This is a genomic window from Vibrio sp. SCSIO 43133 (assembly GCF_023716845.1).
Lineage (GTDB): Bacteria > Pseudomonadota > Gammaproteobacteria > Enterobacterales > Vibrionaceae > Vibrio > Vibrio mediterranei.
In genome coordinates this window covers 1,626,830-1,643,699 of record NZ_CP068025.1, presented here as the reverse complement: position 1 = coordinate 1,643,699, position 16,870 = coordinate 1,626,830, and the positions used below count along the sequence as shown (strand labels likewise).

16 protein-coding genes are annotated in these 16,870 nt (G+C 42.2%); 12 read left to right on the top strand and 4 right to left on the bottom strand.

Annotated features, from left to right (window positions below; genetic code table 11):
• The first annotated feature begins 1 nt into the window (after position 1).
• Positions 2-412 carry a VF530 family protein gene (locus JKJ11_RS24220; RefSeq protein WP_062461879.1) on the top strand — a complete coding sequence of 137 codons (411 nt, stop codon included), beginning with the start codon at positions 2-4 and terminating at the stop codon, positions 410-412.
• 87 nt (positions 413-499) lie between these two features.
• Here JKJ11_RS24220 and JKJ11_RS24215 read toward each other — a convergent pair whose 3' ends face one another.
• On the bottom strand, positions 500-1,483 hold the full coding sequence (locus JKJ11_RS24215; RefSeq protein ID WP_252039450.1) for an arginine deiminase-related protein: 984 nt from the start codon (positions 1,481-1,483) through the stop codon (positions 500-502).
• A gap of 470 nt (positions 1,484-1,953) precedes the next feature.
• Between JKJ11_RS24215 and JKJ11_RS24210 the strand changes: the two genes are divergently transcribed.
• Positions 1,954-3,795, top strand: a complete 1,842-nt coding sequence (locus tag JKJ11_RS24210; RefSeq protein WP_252039449.1) for an ABC transporter ATP-binding protein — start codon at positions 1,954-1,956, stop codon at positions 3,793-3,795.
• A 115-nt stretch (positions 3,796-3,910) separates the two neighbouring features.
• Here JKJ11_RS24210 and JKJ11_RS24205 read toward each other — a convergent pair whose 3' ends face one another.
• The 3 genes from JKJ11_RS24205 to JKJ11_RS24195 all read right to left on the bottom strand — a co-directional run bounded on the left by JKJ11_RS24205 (position 3,911) and on the right by JKJ11_RS24195 (position 9,922).
• A complete protein-coding gene (locus JKJ11_RS24205) occupies positions 3,911-4,939 on the bottom strand; it encodes a phage integrase (RefSeq protein WP_252039448.1) in 1,029 nt (342 codons plus the stop codon).
• Positions 4,940-5,224: 285 nt separating this feature from the next.
• Complete coding sequence (locus JKJ11_RS24200) at positions 5,225-8,941, bottom strand: SIR2 family NAD-dependent protein deacylase (protein ID WP_252039447.1); 3,717 nt, start codon at positions 8,939-8,941, stop codon at positions 5,225-5,227.
• Between the two features lie 255 nt (positions 8,942-9,196).
• The gene (locus tag JKJ11_RS24195; RefSeq protein ID WP_252039446.1) at positions 9,197-9,922 is read right to left on the bottom strand and encodes a helix-turn-helix domain-containing protein; all 726 of its coding nucleotides are present in this window, start codon (positions 9,920-9,922) and stop codon (positions 9,197-9,199) included.
• Between the two features lie 150 nt (positions 9,923-10,072).
• Here JKJ11_RS24195 and JKJ11_RS24190 point away from each other — a divergent pair, with 150 nt between their 5' ends.
• The 10 genes from JKJ11_RS24190 to JKJ11_RS24145 all read left to right on the top strand — a co-directional run bounded on the left by JKJ11_RS24190 (position 10,073) and on the right by JKJ11_RS24145 (position 16,671).
• Positions 10,073-10,531: a helix-turn-helix domain-containing protein gene (locus JKJ11_RS24190; RefSeq protein ID WP_252039445.1), complete on the top strand. Its 459-nt coding sequence runs from the start codon at positions 10,073-10,075 to the stop codon at positions 10,529-10,531.
• 19 nt (positions 10,532-10,550) lie between these two features.
• Positions 10,551-10,766 carry a hypothetical protein gene (locus JKJ11_RS24185; protein WP_252039444.1) on the top strand — a complete coding sequence of 72 codons (216 nt, stop codon included), beginning with the start codon at positions 10,551-10,553 and terminating at the stop codon, positions 10,764-10,766.
• A 33-nt stretch (positions 10,767-10,799) separates the two neighbouring features.
• Positions 10,800-11,345: a phage regulatory CII family protein gene (locus JKJ11_RS24180; protein ID WP_252039443.1), complete on the top strand. Its 546-nt coding sequence runs from the start codon at positions 10,800-10,802 to the stop codon at positions 11,343-11,345.
• Positions 11,346-11,365: 20 nt separating this feature from the next.
• On the top strand, positions 11,366-11,560 hold the full coding sequence (locus JKJ11_RS24175; RefSeq protein WP_252039442.1) for a hypothetical protein: 195 nt from the start codon (positions 11,366-11,368) through the stop codon (positions 11,558-11,560).
• 11 nt (positions 11,561-11,571) lie between these two features.
• Positions 11,572-11,799, top strand: a complete 228-nt coding sequence (locus tag JKJ11_RS24170; protein ID WP_063604709.1) for a hypothetical protein — start codon at positions 11,572-11,574, stop codon at positions 11,797-11,799.
• A gap of 24 nt (positions 11,800-11,823) precedes the next feature.
• Positions 11,824-12,135 (top strand): hypothetical protein, encoded by a 312-nt coding sequence (locus JKJ11_RS24165; protein ID WP_252039441.1) that lies wholly within the window; start codon positions 11,824-11,826, stop codon positions 12,133-12,135.
• On the top strand, positions 12,122-14,104 hold the full coding sequence (locus JKJ11_RS24160) for a replication endonuclease (protein WP_252039440.1): 1,983 nt from the start codon (positions 12,122-12,124) through the stop codon (positions 14,102-14,104). Before JKJ11_RS24165 ends, JKJ11_RS24160 begins: the two co-directional genes overlap by 14 nt.
• Positions 14,098-14,343, top strand: coding sequence for an ogr/Delta-like zinc finger family protein (locus tag JKJ11_RS24155; protein ID WP_252039439.1), 246 nt, complete (start codon positions 14,098-14,100; stop codon positions 14,341-14,343). Before JKJ11_RS24160 ends, JKJ11_RS24155 begins: the two co-directional genes overlap by 7 nt.
• A gap of 51 nt (positions 14,344-14,394) precedes the next feature.
• Positions 14,395-15,345, top strand: a complete 951-nt coding sequence (locus JKJ11_RS24150) for a hypothetical protein (RefSeq protein ID WP_252039438.1) — start codon at positions 14,395-14,397, stop codon at positions 15,343-15,345.
• A 258-nt stretch (positions 15,346-15,603) separates the two neighbouring features.
• A complete protein-coding gene (locus JKJ11_RS24145; RefSeq protein ID WP_252039437.1) occupies positions 15,604-16,671 on the top strand; it encodes an LPO_1073/Vpar_1526 family protein in 1,068 nt (355 codons plus the stop codon).
• Positions 16,672-16,870 lie beyond the last annotated feature (199 nt).

The following is a 16,870-nucleotide window of genomic DNA, read 5'->3' as shown; positions in this document are numbered from 1 at the left end:
CATGATGACAGATGAAGAAAGAATCGAACTCCAACAAAATAACCCGTTACATGGCCTTAAATTAGAAACAATGTTGCAAGAGCTAGTGGACTTTTATGGGTGGGACATTCTTGACACAGCGATGCGCTTTAACTGCTTTCATACTAACCCGTCAATTGCTAGCAGTGTGAAATATCTCAAGAAGACCGAGTGGGCACGAGAAAAGTTGGAGAACTTCTATCTGTATCGTTTTAAGCGTATGCCCCGTGCCTCTGCTGAAGAGTACGATTTACCGCCACGTGCGCGCACTTTTCCTCATGGATTAGAACCTAAAGAACCAATGGCACTGACGGTTGATTCTATTTTGAAGTCTCAAGCGAAAGCTGCCTCTGCTTTCAAAAACCGCTCATCTCGTGGACGTCATTCTCGCTAATAAGCACATTCATAAACTATGAATAAACAACAGCCGCAACCTTTTTAAGGGCGCGGCTGTTATGATAATAATTATCAAGAAAATTGCTTACAGAGACTTCACTCGTGTTGGTAGAAACACTTCTCCCAACATACATCTCACGCTACCTCCACCAATGTTCTCAATGGTAGAAACATCAAAAGGAAGCAGTTTTCCGTGGGTAGACAATTGCTGTTTTTGTGCGGGATTGAACGCATCGAATGCGGATTTAGACATCGCGATCACCTTGTCACCATTAACCGTTTCAAGTTGCAAAATATTGCCGCAAAACTGATTAACTTGCTCAAGTGTAACATCAATCACCTGCTTTGTGTTTGCCAAAGACTTCACTACAAATCGACGTTCGTATTCAGGGATCACTTCTGAGCAAATCACCGCAAAGTGCTCACCAACTGCCATCATCACATTGGTGTGGTAGATCGGTTGCCCAGATGGCAGCGCCGTTTGAAATGATACGACGCGATGATAACCAATGCGCTTGGCGTAGTCTTCGAGTGCTTCACGCTCACATCGTTGAGAGAGTGCCGCATAAATCGTTTTGTTAACATGATCTTTTACCATCACACCCGTGCTCTCCAAAAAAGCACCTTGCTCGATGTAATTGGTCAACGAGTCCACAGCGACTACTTTTCTTCCCGCAGCTCCAAGACTATCAATCAGCGCCTGTGGCCTCACTTCTTGTTGCCGATTCTTACAAGCCATAGGGAAGGTATAGAAGGCACCTTCATGGGTGGTGCTAAACCAGTTGTTCGGAAAGACTGCATCAGGTGTTTCACTGGCATCCATAGGATAGTCAAACTCAACCACTTGAACGCCAGCGCGGCGCAAGCCAGAGACCATCGCTTTAAACTCAGACATTGCATTTTGCTTTACAGAATCGGCATCAAGAGAAACTTGGTGTTGAAATTCATTATCGGCTGCCGTCTGTGCATTAAAACCAAACTCTTTCGGCGGTACCATCACCACACAATTGGCATTTTGAACTGATCGACTAAGATGCGTCGGCTCAGCTGTTTCGATACTAACTGTCATTCCATGATTCATAGAGGGTCCACTTAACTACTTTTGCGTGCAACAATCTTTAAATTGTAAATAATGTGTTAAATATTAATTTACTGAATACGTGTTTTTTTCGTTTTCTCTCCACCGTTAATTACTGGATATTTTAAAAAATACAGTAATAATCACTGCCACCTATATTGTAAACCTAACTTCATCAGCGGAGTAAGGTAACGGTAAGGTGAGAGTCACAGCCAATATTCTGCGGTTAAATTGCTACAATTGTTGAGCAGTTTGGTTAAAGGTTATACACTGTTTCATATCTGAATTTTCAGATTTCTTTCTCTTGTTCTAACCCGCGAAATGGATCTTTCGCCATGTAAAATTACATTATAAATTCGCTCTTACTATTACTCTTATCCTCGGATTGGAGGATTTTTTGTCTCTTCTCGAAAGCTCGAATTAACGTTGAAACACGGGCTTTCTAACGATTTAGGTGAATCATGTTTAAGCGCTTTGAAAATTTCACAGAAGCTTTTCCAAAGCAAGAACCCGATCAGCCGCCTGAGGGCATTTTTGCGTTTTGTCGACACTACACGCGTGGCTTTGAAAAACCATTACTGCTTATGGCGCTGCTCAGCACGACAGTGGCTATTATCGAGGTTGCCCTTTTTGGATTTATGGGTGAGCTTGTTGACTGGCTGACGTCGAGTAATCCTGAAACCTTTATGGATGAAAACGGCGCAACACTAATGTGGTTGGGCTTGGTGATATTGTTTGTAATGCCTGCGTTAATCTTGGTGTATTCATTAATTACGCACCAAACCTTGCTCGGCAACTACCCAATGTCTATCCGATGGCAAGCGCACCGCTACTTACTCAAGCAAAGCTTATCGTTTTATCAAGATGACTTTGCTGGACGTGTTGCTACTAAGGTGATGCAAACGGCACTTGCTGTACGTGAAACAGTCATGAAGACGGCGGACGTGTTTATCTATGTTTCCGTTTACTTTACTTCCATGTTGGTGATTTTGGCGCAAGCTGATTTACGCCTGATGTTACCTATGCTGTTTTGGCTTTTTGCCTATATTGGTATCCAGATTTACTTTGTACCAAAGCTCAAAAAAGTGGCGTCAGAACAAGCCGATGCGCGCTCTTTAATGACTGGTCGTATCGTTGATAGTTACACCAATATCTCTACAGTTAAACTGTTTTCGCACAGCCGTCGTGAAACCGAGTATGCAGAAGAAGGTATGGAAGGCTTTTTAGATACCGTTCATCGTCAAATGCGTTTGGTAACTGGCTTTGACGTTGCCGTTCAGCTGGCCAACTACATTCTACTGTTCTCGATCGCAGCGATTTCTATCTACCTGTGGATGGGCAGTGCGATTACCGTCGGCTCAATTGCTATCGCAATCAGTTTAGCACTGCGTATTAACGGAATGTCGATGTGGATCATGTGGGAAGTAGGTGCACTTTTTGAAAACATGGGTACGGTCGTTGATGGTATTAAAACCCTATCAAAACCTATCGTTATCCAAGACGAACCAAATGCTAAACCAATTAAGGTCGATCAGGGCGGTATTGAGTTCGATGACGTCAGCTTCCACTATGGTGAGAACAAAGGTGTCATCAGCAATTTAAACCTCAATATTAAGCCAGGTGAGAAAGTCGGCTTAGTCGGTCGCTCCGGCGCAGGTAAATCCACCTTAGTGAACTTGCTACTGCGTTTTCACGATGTTGAAGGTGGTAGTATTCGTATTGATGGACAACCCATTGATAAAGTTACCCAAGATTCACTGCGCAGCAAGATCGGAATGGTGACGCAAGATACGTCACTGCTTCACCGCTCAATTCGTGACAACATCTTATATGGTAAGCCTGATGCAAGCGAAGAAGAACTTTTGGCTGCAACTCGCCAAGCTCATGCTCATGAGTTCATCGATACCCTAACCGACCCATTTGGTAACGCAGGCTACGATGCTCAAGTAGGTGAACGTGGTGTAAAATTGTCTGGCGGTCAAAGACAGCGTATCGCTATCTCACGCGTACTGTTGAAAAACGCACCGATTCTTATTTTGGACGAAGCCACCTCAGCACTTGATTCCGAAGTAGAAGCGGCCATTCAGGAAAGTCTCAACGAGTTAATGGAAGGGAAAACGGTTATCGCGATTGCGCACCGACTCTCTACTATTGCCGCAATGGATCGTTTGATTGTTCTGGATAAAGGTGAAGTCATTGAGGAAGGTTCTCACCAAGAGCTTATTAACCACGGTGGTATTTACGCGCAACTATGGGCTCACCAAACTGGTGGTTTTATCGCAGAAGATACTAAAACGGCATAATTGGTTGATTTAATTAAAAACTAGCTTATATAAATAGTGGCGACTTGCTGATAATAACCGACAAAAACCGAGGTCAACTGACATTTGTCGCCACTTTGTCGCCACTTTTTTACGACTAGTTTTCGAGGGGATTTAACTGAACAGCCTGTATAAGATGGTCTGGTGAGAAGTGCGCATAAGCCATGGTTTGTTCGATTTTGCTATGACCTAGAATACGCTGCAATACCAGTATATCACCTCCATTCATCATAAAATGACTGGCAAACGTGTGCCGCAATATATGGGTCGCTTGTCCACTTGGAACATGCTCAGGCAATGCACGTTTCACACACTCCCAAGCAGCATAGTAAGTCACGTCAAATACTGCTGACTCACTCACCGCAACATCCAGCAATTCATTATACAAACCACGAGATATTGGAACGGAACGGTTCTTCTTCCCTTTCGTCTCCGTAAATAGCAATTTGTACTGACTGACCTTAGACCGCTTCAAGTTTAAAGCTTCCCCTATTCTCGCCCCTGTAGCTAAGCATACTTTGCAAGCAACACAGATTTGCTGGGCTGAAGGACTGTTATCTTGATGCACCCTCTCTAGGAAAGGCGTGATCTGGTCCTTGGCCAAGAACGCCAGCTCACGCTCGCTACTCGCAACCAGCTCAATTCCCTCCAAAGGGTTAGGCAAGTCCCACTGATTGTATTTAATCAGCTTGTTAAACATCGCTCTAAGCGTTTTAAGTTCAATGTTGTGTGTAGCAGCTGAGATGACAATATCTGGTCTGGTTGGATGGTGGCTGACTCGATTAGCGCGATACTGTAAGTAATCGTTAGCGGTGAACAAACGTGCAAGTGGATTACCGAGCATCTTGATCGTTTTCTCCATTACTGCGTAGGAGTTTTTGCCCGTCTTGACGGTATGTCCGTGAACAGACCACCAGATCTCAAGCAAGTCTTGTAAGCGACGAGGATCAGTCTTCTTACCTAACCAGGGCTTGTCATTCACCTCTTTCATGGTAAACAACTCAAACGCTTTTGCTTCACCTTTGGTGGCGAACTTTTTACGTACGCGCTTCCCACCTCTCCCGTGTGGGTAACATTCACATAGCCAAGGCTTATTAGAGCCATCTTGCAGATTACGAATAGACATAAAAACACTCAAACCAAACTGTATATATAGACAGTATTTGTTTGAGTGTAATTTTTCAATGTTTGATAGGATTGTATCTATACAGATTTGGTGAGAAGTCTGCGTCTTATTCTAATTGTTAGGACCATTTCAAATACCTAGTTCCACTTAAAGTTTCTTAAGTTATTGATTATCAATTGAACTTAAGTGCATAACATTAAAACGAAAATTAGGCATAGCCAAAGTTATTTGAAATCAAGGAGCCGAATGGCTCCTTCTAGACAAAAGGTTGTTTCTGGCGCTGAATTAGGTAGGCCAAGCATTTCTTATCTCAATGAACTCATCGGGATTGTTACACACCTGTTCCCACCCTTTAATGCAGTCTGGTATAGCCACATTAGCTGCCATATATTTACGATAAAGATCATGAGCAAGCCCAGCAGTATGTTCTCGTATAAATAATAGATCTTTAATATCGCTCTCATTAGAAATTTCTTCTGTTTCTAGTCGAATTCTATCCAACGCAAACAACGTTGCTTCCTCTATATCTCCTACAAATGCGTCGCTGTACTTTAGGATTAATCTACGAACCAAAAGTATTGATTTCAATAACCGGATTTTATCCCTTAGTAATAAGGTATTAGCGACTAGACTTAAACAACTTTGTAAATCATCATCAAACTTTCCACGTGCGCAAATGGTATAAATTCCTTCAATTGCATCTTCTATGAATTCTTCTCTTGTATCTAAATAAGCTAAGTGGAAATCATTTACTAACTTCGCATCCCACTCATCAATGAAAGGAGAAAACGCTGCTGTTATACTAAAGACCGGAAGATCACAACAACTCATCTCGTCACGCATCTTTACAAATAAGTGGCGCTCTTTTTCTTCAATAGATGAAAAACTCGTCGCTACACGACTAAGTACGTTATTAATACCTGTAAATCGCTTCCTAAATTCATCTTTGACGTGCAGAGTTTTATTCAAGAAGTCTCTATCTTTATTCCACCAACGAACCACTTTATGTGCTAGTTCTATAGCTTCGTCCTGTGTCCATTCTACCTCTTCACTTGCCCCGCATATTTCGTGGCATAAATAGACAAAGCCACCAGATATTGAAACTCCTTTTTCGGGAGAATCAGCCTGAGCGGGAAACTCTTGTTGTAAAATGTAATTTCTAAGAGTTTTTTCTGCTTCTTTAGGTTTTGGCGACAACCCCAGCATAAGTGCAAACCGATACAAGTTCGTTTCTATAGGGAATCCATCAGAGTCAACCTTCGAGAACAAGGCTGACTTAAACATAGTTAACTGGTTATCAGTTAGAAGTTTTAAATGCTTAAGTACATACAATGTATGTACACAGCTTACTCTTTGTCCTTTAGATTCACCTTCGACACAATCTATTAGTCTCTGTATATTTTTTTCATCCAAAAGGAAGCCTTCAGGCACTTCCATTAACTCTGGCCGTAAACCACCTAAGTAAATGAAGGGATTAGGCATTTCACTTGGCATACTAAAATCTTTCGTTTCAACAATAGGAAGTTCCAGCAAAGCTGGAATATAATCTATCGCATTCTTCTCTGATAATGACCCAACGAGCCTACGAACAAATTCACCTAACCCTTCATAACCTGATAAGTCACCTGATCTAGCAATGCTATCTAGCACTTTGAATACTAAATGAAGGCTTTCTTCGGAGGATTTAGTGACCAATCTTGATAGTGCTTCAGGAATAATCTTTTTTAAGTTTACGGATCTTGGGCTTTTACTAAGCTCTTTATCTAGCGAGGATTCTTCGAACATCCGTATGTAGTTTAAAATCAGAGGAGTAACTTCAGACTGCTTCATTCCATATAGAGAACTTCTATTAAATATTTTGTTAACAGCTTTACTATCTCCAAGCCTGAGCATCGTGGTCATACACCAGTATGGTGCAGAGTCATGTAAACGTTCAATTGCTCCATAAATTGAATCCCTTACAATAAGGTTATTTTTCACTCTCAAAGGAATACCAACATCTTCTAAAAACTTAAGTAGTCTAAATGCTTCTAGTCGTCCTCGCTCCTGCGCAAAAACAAAAACACTGCCGCGAGAACGATTAAGGTCAAACACGCCGTCATCATTAGAAGACTGAGCGTCGTTGACTTCTCTTATCAAGGTTGATTCAAGAAGTTTTAGCTCATTCCAAGGGTCACATTTGTACTGTTTCAGGTAGTTCCACCTCTCAGAGTAGTCAGCTTGTTCTTCATAAGCATCCTTTCGGAGAAAATTAATCGCATTTTGGACATATCTCAGTAAAACCAGAATATACGATTCTTGGGAAACTTCGGAATAATTGGAAGTAACAGGTTTAAGATTTAATTTCTCTCTGACCGCCCTCAAGGCTCCAGAAAGAAGAGAAAAAGCCTCATCTAATTTTCCTATTTCTGCTAGGAGCCCCGCTTTTTTGGCGCTCCAAAACGGCTGACTTGGAACTACTTTCCAGTCATCTAGGGCTTTCTGAAGCTCTTTAATGTTAAACTCAAATAAACGAAACAGTGCTTTTTCATAATTATAACGAGCGACTTCATTCGTCTGATGCACGAACAATGTTGCCCTATCTTCATTGACTTTCCATGTGTCAACTTTGCCCTCTTCTCTCAAGTACCTCAGATATGAAAGTTGTATATAGCAACATTTTTCCTTAACCTGTTTCAAAGAGTTTGAAGGAAATATTCCTGTATTGGGTAAGCCCTCTTTTTCTCTTTTTATATATTCAGAGCCATGTTGTAAAGCGTACTCTATTAGTTCGATGTTAGGATCCCATATAGGACATAGACACTTTTCAATCCTCCAAAGATATTCATACAAAAAATCGAGTAGATATTCCGCTGAAATGTCATCAACATTCTTAATTGCTCCTTCCCAACTCTTTGTCTGGTACCAAAGCTGACTTCTGCGGTCTTCCGGAACTATAACCCAATCGGGGTAACTTTCGCGTTGTTTCTTCCATTCTGGTAGCACCTGCTTAATCTGTTCTTCAAGAGGCTTTGTTGGAGACATTTCACCTCTTCCTGTTGTACGAGTATCAACAGAACTAGAAGATGATTTTTCTCTTGGAAGCGAAGGTGGCCTTTTGTACACCGTCTCTGGGCGATCTTTAAGCCAATCTAAATTCTCTGAGGCCTCTTTTTTACTCGAACAAAATTCAAAGAACGTCTCAATTCCCTTGTAATGATCAGATTTTCCAACTCCATCAATTTCAGACACATCGATCGGAATTATGTTGTACTTAGCTAACAAACTAGATTGTGCTTTCGTTAGGTTTAGAACGCCAATCAAATAGATCTTAGGAGAATTATTTTCACCTAAATTATCTCTAATCCAGCCAATCCAACGCAAGAAATTGGGATCATCACCAGAAAAGCCAATCAAGCAAAGCGTATTCTCTAATAGAGATTGCTGGACTGTATTTACAAATGGAGCAAAGTCTGTTGGATATCGTCTATAGTCTTCCTCAGTGATAATAAATGGTTCTTCACATGGAAAGCTTCCATGTAGTTTTATTATTCTGGGTTTTTCTGAGTAGATTAAACTTTGACTATTTACGACTAGTTGATAGTTGTGCTCAGTTACCAAGCGAGCCGCACGTTCTAGTAAGGTATCGTAGTTTGTTGTTAAAACGTCTGTCCAAGGAAGGTTCAAGAGTTGTTCATATAGTTTTGAAGGTTCGTACTCTTCATCAGGAATGTAATCCCTTAACAATTGATGGAGCATTGGCCTACCAAAGGAAGCTTGCACTTCATCAGCTAGCTTTAGAACATTCAAAAACCTTCCGTCACTTATATTTTCACCGCGTGTTTTTTCATAGAACACTTCGCCAAGCCTGTTCCAATCAGGAAAGCCTTTGCAATCATCTCCTAATGGAGTCGCGTTTTTGCTAAATCCAGCTCCTACCATTACAGCTGCATGCCCAGACCAAAGCCTGCCAGCAATCTCATTTAAGTGAGGTAAGATACTATTAGGAATTGAACCACTCATCAATTGCATCCTCTGCCAATAGGTAAACACCTGTCTACCGCTACATACATTGTTAATAAGTTACTCATAGTTATAGAGGTTATTGCCTCACCGAAGGCAAAATTCACCAGAGATAGCATCCATTACCAAACCACTGACTAGCTAGTTGCAAATCAAACACTATTCACAACAATCTCAATAACTAAACAACAAAAAAGCGACCTTAAGGTCGCCTTTGCTCTTTTATGCCATCACTTGTTTTCACTAATGGTTCCATTAAAAAATCTTCTTGAACAACGGCGCTATCGCTTTACCTATAACCTTAAAGTTTCGGCCGTTCTTATGGTTGATCTCGAAAGAGTCGTGCTCGGGGTTGTCTGAAACAACATTGTAGATCCCTTTTGGAATGTTCCATTTTAACCGCTTCACGTAAACCGCATCATCAATACGAATAACATATACACCATCTGTTACCGGGTGCTGAAGTTCGCGAGTATCAACCAGCAGGCGGTCTTTGTGGCTTAAGGTAGGTTCCATCGAATTACCATCTACGTAAATGATGGAGGCGTCTCTTGGAGATAAACCAAACTCAGCTAACAAGCTAGTTGGAATGATGAGTTGTTCGATTTGATATTCACTGTGTACTAGTGAACCTGCTCCAGCTGCGGCGTGTACGTCAAAAACTGGCAGTTCACACCAGTCTTTCACTTCTGTCATCGGCGTTATTTTTGAAATATTACTTGGCTCTTGAGAATCTTCACCTGTTGGCCCCTCAAGTGCCAAAAGTAACTTAGCCTCATTTGGGTCTGTGACATACTTCGCAATCACATGTTTTTTTATATCTGGGTGAAAACTAGAAATATGGTACTCAAAAGCACGCCCATTACCAGCCGCCTTCCTAGTTAACCAATTGTTTCTCTTGGCTTTTTGACTAATACCTGTTGTGGTATTCGCTAACCCGTCTATTTCAATTAACTCAGAACCCAAAAACCATTCACGCATAAGCACACATCTTTAAGCATTGACATGCATGCATAATTAAAATTACATTAAGCACACACAAACACACACGTTAATACATGAAAAGAGCAATTATCCACGCCTACCAAGCAATGATGCACTTTTATGTACAGTTATGTATGGAAAGATACCATGACGCTACCTATTAAACTAGATGCGCCTTACTTACCTTTCGAAGAGTATGCGCGCCGTCAACATCTTGATTTGGTTGATGCTGTACGACTCATCGAATCGGGAAAGCTCCCTATGAAAGCGGCTATTCGCTGTGAGAAAAAGCACTTCGTCAATATGGTCACCCTTTCACGCATCCGTTTGTGTAAAGAGTTCCACCACCAACCTGACCTATTGGAGAAGCTAGCGATGCAAATTTCTATTCAACCTGATTGTGCTTACCTCCCTACCAACGAACTGGCGAGTCGTTGGAACGTCTCTGAAAACTCTATTCGCAACATGATCCGTGACGGCAAGCTTCCGGTGATTGAACGCGAGGGTAGCAAGGGCAAGCACTACATCAATATGGCTGCAATGTGGCAACACGCTATTGAGGATTCGGTTAAACCAGAAAACAAGCATTTCTTTGCTGCGTTCTAAGCGTATTGGGGTGAACACTATGAACCAACCACTAATGACCACCATCGCCTGTCCGTATGTCACGGTAGCGCACTACTGCACTTTAACTGGCCTAGCAGAAGGCACCGTAAAGCAGTTTATTGATGAAGGTCGCATCATCATCAAACCCAAGACCAAACCTAGAGAAAAAACGCTAATCAATATGGTGGCGATGACGGAAATGGCCGCTCGTGAAGCTATAGAACAGCTCGGCTAACTCAACCCTTAAGCGTTGTAGAGAGTATCTGATATGGAAGCAAACCAAACAATGTGCGTCTTTTTAGCGGATGTACAACATGAGTACAACGAGGCATGCAGCTTGTTTCGCCAACGTCACCGCAATGAGCTAACAGAGATAGCCAACGCCTGCGGATTAAGGGCAAACATGCTACGCAATAAGCTCAATACCGAGCAACCACATGTTCTCTCCTTACCAGAGATGATGGCAATTTCTAAAACCACGAACGATTACGTGATTTTAGAAGTTGTGCTGCGCAAGCTTGACCTCGTTACCGCTCATATTCCACGAGGTAGCGAGGCTGAGAGCTTCATTAAACGAGCTCTGAACAACTCAATTCTCGCAGGAGAGCTTTCACAACTGGCACTTGATAACGCTGGCAAAAGAACGCTCCCTCGCACCACAAAAAGCTCAATTATCGAAACAGCACAGGCAAGCATTAGCAACCTAATGCTGCTTATCAATAACCTAGAAAGCCGCACCGGCAGTGCTCAACCATTCTTTGCAATGGGGGTCGATTTCATCGCTAGCGGTGCGCCTTTACCGGGCCTTTCTTAACTATCTACAGGGGTGTAATTATGGAAACCATCAGGATTCAAATCAAAACCATCGAAGAAGCACTGCATCTGCAAAATATAGCAACCATCAATATAGGCAAATATCAAAAGAACCCTGTTTTGGGTGCAGAACATATGCAAAGCAGCATGATTCGGCTTTGGCGTGATGTTCACTACCAAGCAGGGGTCGCTCTCCATCGCTTGAGCAAGGTTTAGGAGGTGCTGTAATGAAATATTTCGCTCTTCGATTATTCGGTGATGGCGCTATGAAGCGCCACGCTAAAACGTTTGAGCCTGAAGTCACCGAATTAGGTGATTTTGAGAACCTTGACGATGCAGTCAAGCAAGCTTGCGCTCAACTGGAGTGCAATCACTTGCTGCGTGGTGTTTTGAGCCAAGGTGAAGGTGCTGGCGGTTATTTGGTTTTAGATGCACATGAGCTAGAAGCCGTGTGAGAAACATAAGTCGCGGGAGGTTATATGTTTACTGATGATGTTAGCTACACACCTGCTATTTCCCCTTACACCGGAGAGGTCGCAACCGAACACCCAAGCTTTTTACCCTGTCCTGATATGGCAGGAATGGCAAAAGAACCACTAGATGACAACCAATGCCAGAGAGGGCTGTATTTATTGGAAAAGTTACGGAAGAAACACGGACTAAAACGCAGAACACAGCCCGAGCCAAAAGAGGTTATTGAACCTAAAAGAGGCTGGCGCGAAAAGCTTAGAGTTTCTGCCAATCAACTCCCTAACAGAACCGTAGCAAAAAAAGTAAATGAAACAGCATAACGTCAATCTTAATAATCCACTTAATCGGCTCCCAAGCAACTTGCATCGGGAGCTGATGACGTATCTACAAAACAAGGACACTTACAGTAAGGTTTCGCACTTTGATCACGAGTCGCGTCAATTCGTCTACAAGGATGAACCATCACCACGTGAACGTGTTTTCGAGTTTGCTTCGAGCACTGCTAACAAGCTCAAGTTGCCATTCGATATTCGAAACTATATTGATAAAGCGTCTGCTGCTCGGCTTAGGAAATACGGTTTTAAGCGTGCTATCAACTTTATCGAAAAGCGCAGCAGTGCGGTAGCTGCGGCATTTAGTGTCGTTCCTGAACCTTGGTGGAAGGTAGATAGTGAAATTAAGCGAGCTAAGTTAGCCATTGAGTTGGCAGGTCGATGCGGCAACCGTATTCGTCTTGCTGCTGAAAAAGGATTAACCCCTTTAGAGACCATCAAGTTCATTAATGAGTTTGTTGGAGCTTCTCTGTGGCTACCTCAGTTCGCTCATGTAGAAGATAACAACCAAGCTTACTCTATGATGGTACGCCTAATGGATGAAAGCTTCTGGCGCAGAGCCGTTGGTCGACTTGTCGTTGCTGCGTTTGAAAATGCCCGACGTGCAGCAGGAATGGTGTCACCACATACCTCACCTTATGCTTCGATCTCTGCATGTGAGTGGCTCACAATTCGACAAGATAGACAGCGTGAGTGGATAGAGCTTATGGCTATCGAGTCAGAAAACGGCGATACCGTAGATCTACAAACTGTTGTTGATTCTTCACAAAGTAACCCTGCTAACCGCCGTCATGAGTTGATGACTCGTATTGCGGGATGTCAAGAGTATGCAGAAAGTAATAATCACATTGCTGTATTCATTACTTTGACCGCTCCTAGTCGCTTTCATCGTTTGAAGAAGCATGGAAAATATTGGATTGAGAACTCAAACTTTGACAGCAGTGCACCTAAAGACGCTCACGCATGGTTAAGCAAAGGATGGGAATTGTTTCGGGCTTGGGCAGACTACCGTAACCTAACCTACTACGGAATGAGAGTTGTTGAGCCTCACCAAGATGGAACACCGCACTGGCACGGGGTGTTTTTTATGCCGCTGGAACAAGTCAAAGCTTTTATTGGTGGTCTACAAGCTTATCAATTTCGTGAGAAGCAAGACCTATTTTTTGAAGACGGCACGCCTAAAGCCAAAGCAATGAAAGCTCGCTTTGATGCGAAATTTATTGATAAGGACTCTGGCGGTGCTGTTGCTTATCTAGCGAAATACATTTCCAAAAACGTAGATGGTCACGCCCTTGAAGGCTTAACTGATACCGACAACAAAAGAGCGAAACTACAAGACACTGTAAAGAACGTGACAGCTTGGTCACGAACTTTCTGTTTTCGTCAGTTTCAATTTCAGCGCACTCCACCTGTCACTATTTGGCGTGAGCTTCGCCGCATTGATGAAGAGCAAGAGTTTTGTTTGTTCGAGAAAGCAAGAAGAGCAGCAGATAACGGTTTCTTTTCTGCTTACATGGATTATATGGGTGGTCATCGTTTAAGTGCTTCAATGCGTCCAATCAAGTTGCTCAAGAGAGAACGTGACAACAAATACGGTGAGATTGTCACGGCTACGGATGGGCTTGAGGGCTCTGGTTTAGTGGTGTTTACCCGTGAGACAGAGTGGAAATTAGTTAAGAAAGCCTCCGACTTGTCGGAGGCTTCTGAAGGGAGCGGGAGCGACCGCCCTTGGTCCAGTGGCAATAACTGTAGAATTCCACTCAAAAGCCAAAAAATCATAGATAACTTCTTCTTGGAACAGGAACTAAACCGCTCCGATCCAGAGTGGGAGGAGTTCATTAACCGGGACACTTCCTCAAGTGGCCCAGTTCAACCAATTGAAACCAGCTCATTACCTATACCTCGCAAGCAAGGTAAGTATGAGAGTGTAAGAGATAAAGGAGTAAATCAGTGCTAATGCCATGCCCCAAGTGCGGTTGCAAAACCCGAATCGTTACCTCTCAAGAGATGACGAACGAAACACGAAAAGCCTATTGGCAATGTATGAACTTTAACTGCGGGGTTCGCTTTCACACACTAACGTCTGTTGAAGGGATCATTGATACCGTGGGATTACCACCTGATCCAGAACTACAACCTGAGTTGTGCAAGGAAGATGTGAGACAGATGGATATTTTTAACAACCAAATTGCATAAGCTTTAGTTTCATAAGATTATACAACGACTGTTAAGCAATAAAACTATCTTATGAAAGAAGTCCTAGCAAATATCAATTGGTTTGATGTTGCACCTTCAATAATGTCAGCATTTGCAACAATGGCCGCTGCATACGCTGCAATAGTTTCCATGCAAGTCAGTAAACGTTCAAATTCAATCGCAAAAATGACAGCAATAGCAACGCATCACAATGCAGCTTCATCAAAGTATTTTGAAACTGTAACCGAACTATACAGAGAGACTAAACAGCTTAAAGAGCTAAGTTATAGGTTAAGTAGTGATTGGTCTTCTGAAATAGAACGTTACGATAATAGAAAGCTAGGAGGCGTAAATCCGAAGCCTCTACGACATGTTATTTCAGATTCCTGCGATACATTATCAGCTTATAGTATGCGAGCAAAAAACTGGGGACCATACCCAAGTAGCGCGATATTTTCAGTTCTGAAAGAAGGTATTGAAGAAATGAACGACGCTGAATATATGGAACTTTTGAATAAAGCCGATGGCAAATATGAAAGATTTGAAACCACATTTGGCACTCCTTTAACCTCAGAAGATATATCGTCCGCACCAGCCTTCCGTTTTGCTTGCTATCAATTATCAAAACGTGTGAGTCCCGATGACTGGGAAAATATCTGGAAACGCGCTTGGTGTGATGATGGCAGGTTAACAGTGTATGTAAATGAGTATTCAAGACTGATGTCTATTCTTGACAAAGCTAATAATGTACTGCAAGTAGAGAAGTCAAAGCTAGCTCACACATCATTCCCACTAGATGTAAACCCTGAACTTTGCACTAAGTACCGAGAACTATTAAATATTATCGATCATTTGGTCACGGACAACGCTTCCGACAACTTAGAAAGCTATATAGAGTGGCCTTTCAAGGATGAGATCAGCAGACTAGTTGTTTGCTCGATAGCCTTGGCTAATGTAACGCACAAGCAGATAGAACAACTCTATGCTAAAGCATATATCTAACCCCAAACAATAACCCAAACCCTACATCGTATAATTAGGCGGAACTCATGGACTCTGTAATAAATTGGTTAATCACCGAAAAAAACTATATGTGGCTTTTTAGTGGTGCCGGCCTACTGCTTTTCTCTCTCATAGGACGACTACTATGGAAAAAAAATAACTGCAACTCAAACCCAAATCAAAGGCAACAAGGTGGCGCATTTTCGAAAAATACTCAAATAGGCTCAATTAATATCAATCAGCCGAAGGATAAATAAAATGAGTAATGGAAACGAACTAGTTCAATCTGGCGGTCTGGGTTCCAATAACACTCAGGTAGGTCAAGTGATTCTGAATCAAGGGCCAAGTGTGACTGAAACTCGCGAGATTGCTCTGGACGTATTTAAAGCGAATTTTTATCAACTTCAAGGACAAGCGCAATCTATTGCAAATTCCCGAGCAGAAGAGATATCTGACCTAGTCATTGAAAAACTTCAAGCTAAACACCCTTCAGGTTTTTCTAAAGCAACAGACCCAGACTTTCAACACGCACTATTCACTGTTCAGAAAGAATACGCCAGAAGTGGCGATCGAGACCTTGGGGAACTATTGGTCGATCTCCTCGTCGATCGGAGTAAAGAAAAAGGGAGAAGTCTATTGCAAATAGTATTAAATGAATCTCTTGAAACTGCCCCGAAATTAGCTCCAGCTCAACTTAGTGCTCTATCTGTGGTTTTTTCTATTGCATATTCACATGGCACTCAAATTACAAGTAGAGCTGCATTAGAACGTTACATGACGGATCATATACAGCCATTTGTCGACGAACTAACAGTAGAAGATTCATGTTATCAACACCTTGAATACACCAGATGTGCTTCCATTGCACCTGGAGAACGAAACCTTTTTAAAATTCTACACAGTCAGTATTCTCTAGCATTCCATAGCGGTAATGATATCGTAGAGCTGAATAAATTAGATTTACATCCAGCCGTAACCTTTGCACTATTTGATACTTCTTTGGATAACGGACTGAAATTCAAGCCAGTAGTAAATACCAAATCCGAGTTTGAAACTATCTTAACAGAACTTCCGGACTACCTCCTCCCAGCAAGCAAGCACGCGGAACTCAAGAAATTGTTTGACTCAATGCATGCAACAATATCTGTAACAGAGTTCAAGGATTTGATTCTAGAATTAGTGCCATTTATGAAAAAGCTCTCACGAGTTTGGGATAAGACATCACTAAGACGCTTGAGACTAACAAGTGTTGGCGTAGCTATCGCTCATGCAAATATAAAGAAAAACCTACCAAACGATTTTGTAAGTTTATCTATCTGGATATAGTGGTTTAAAAACCATTCAATTACTAGTAGTCCGAACGCATAAAAACGATCTCCAACGATCTCTAAATTTCCCATTTAAAACAGCCCACGATGTAGATATATCGCGGGCTGTGCTTTACTAACCCTATCGAAAAACGATCACTTTTAGGATCGCAAAATTGCAGTGTGGAATTTTGGTGTGGAGGGAGGGGTGAGTCCGA

What these genes read in the sequence shown, in the direction of transcription:
- JKJ11_RS24180 (WP_252039443.1), top strand. Translation starts at nt 10,800, where the DNA reads ATGGAAGCAAACCAAACAATGTGCGTCTTTTTAGCGGATGTACAACAT.
- JKJ11_RS24170 (WP_063604709.1), top strand. Translation starts at nt 11,572, where the DNA reads ATGAAATATTTCGCTCTTCGATTATTCGGTGATGGCGCTATGAAGCGC.
- JKJ11_RS24145 (WP_252039437.1), top strand. Translation starts at nt 15,604, where the DNA reads ATGAGTAATGGAAACGAACTAGTTCAATCTGGCGGTCTGGGTTCCAAT.
- JKJ11_RS24205 (WP_252039448.1), bottom strand. Translation starts at nt 4,939, where the DNA reads ATGTCTATTCGTAATCTGCAAGATGGCTCTAATAAGCCTTGGCTATGT.
- JKJ11_RS24220 (WP_062461879.1), top strand. Translation starts at nt 2, where the DNA reads ATGATGACAGATGAAGAAAGAATCGAACTCCAACAAAATAACCCGTTA.
- JKJ11_RS24215 (WP_252039450.1), bottom strand. Translation starts at nt 1,483, where the DNA reads ATGACAGTTAGTATCGAAACAGCTGAGCCGACGCATCTTAGTCGATCA.
- JKJ11_RS24190 (WP_252039445.1), top strand. Translation starts at nt 10,073, where the DNA reads ATGACGCTACCTATTAAACTAGATGCGCCTTACTTACCTTTCGAAGAG.
- JKJ11_RS24195 (WP_252039446.1), bottom strand. Translation starts at nt 9,922, where the DNA reads ATGCGTGAATGGTTTTTGGGTTCTGAGTTAATTGAAATAGACGGGTTA.
- JKJ11_RS24165 (WP_252039441.1), top strand. Translation starts at nt 11,824, where the DNA reads ATGTTTACTGATGATGTTAGCTACACACCTGCTATTTCCCCTTACACC.
- JKJ11_RS24160 (WP_252039440.1), top strand. Translation starts at nt 12,122, where the DNA reads ATGAAACAGCATAACGTCAATCTTAATAATCCACTTAATCGGCTCCCA.
- JKJ11_RS24200 (WP_252039447.1), bottom strand. Translation starts at nt 8,941, where the DNA reads ATGAGTGGTTCAATTCCTAATAGTATCTTACCTCACTTAAATGAGATT.
- JKJ11_RS24175 (WP_252039442.1), top strand. Translation starts at nt 11,366, where the DNA reads ATGGAAACCATCAGGATTCAAATCAAAACCATCGAAGAAGCACTGCAT.
- JKJ11_RS24210 (WP_252039449.1), top strand. Translation starts at nt 1,954, where the DNA reads ATGTTTAAGCGCTTTGAAAATTTCACAGAAGCTTTTCCAAAGCAAGAA.
- JKJ11_RS24185 (WP_252039444.1), top strand. Translation starts at nt 10,551, where the DNA reads ATGAACCAACCACTAATGACCACCATCGCCTGTCCGTATGTCACGGTA.
- JKJ11_RS24150 (WP_252039438.1), top strand. Translation starts at nt 14,395, where the DNA reads ATGAAAGAAGTCCTAGCAAATATCAATTGGTTTGATGTTGCACCTTCA.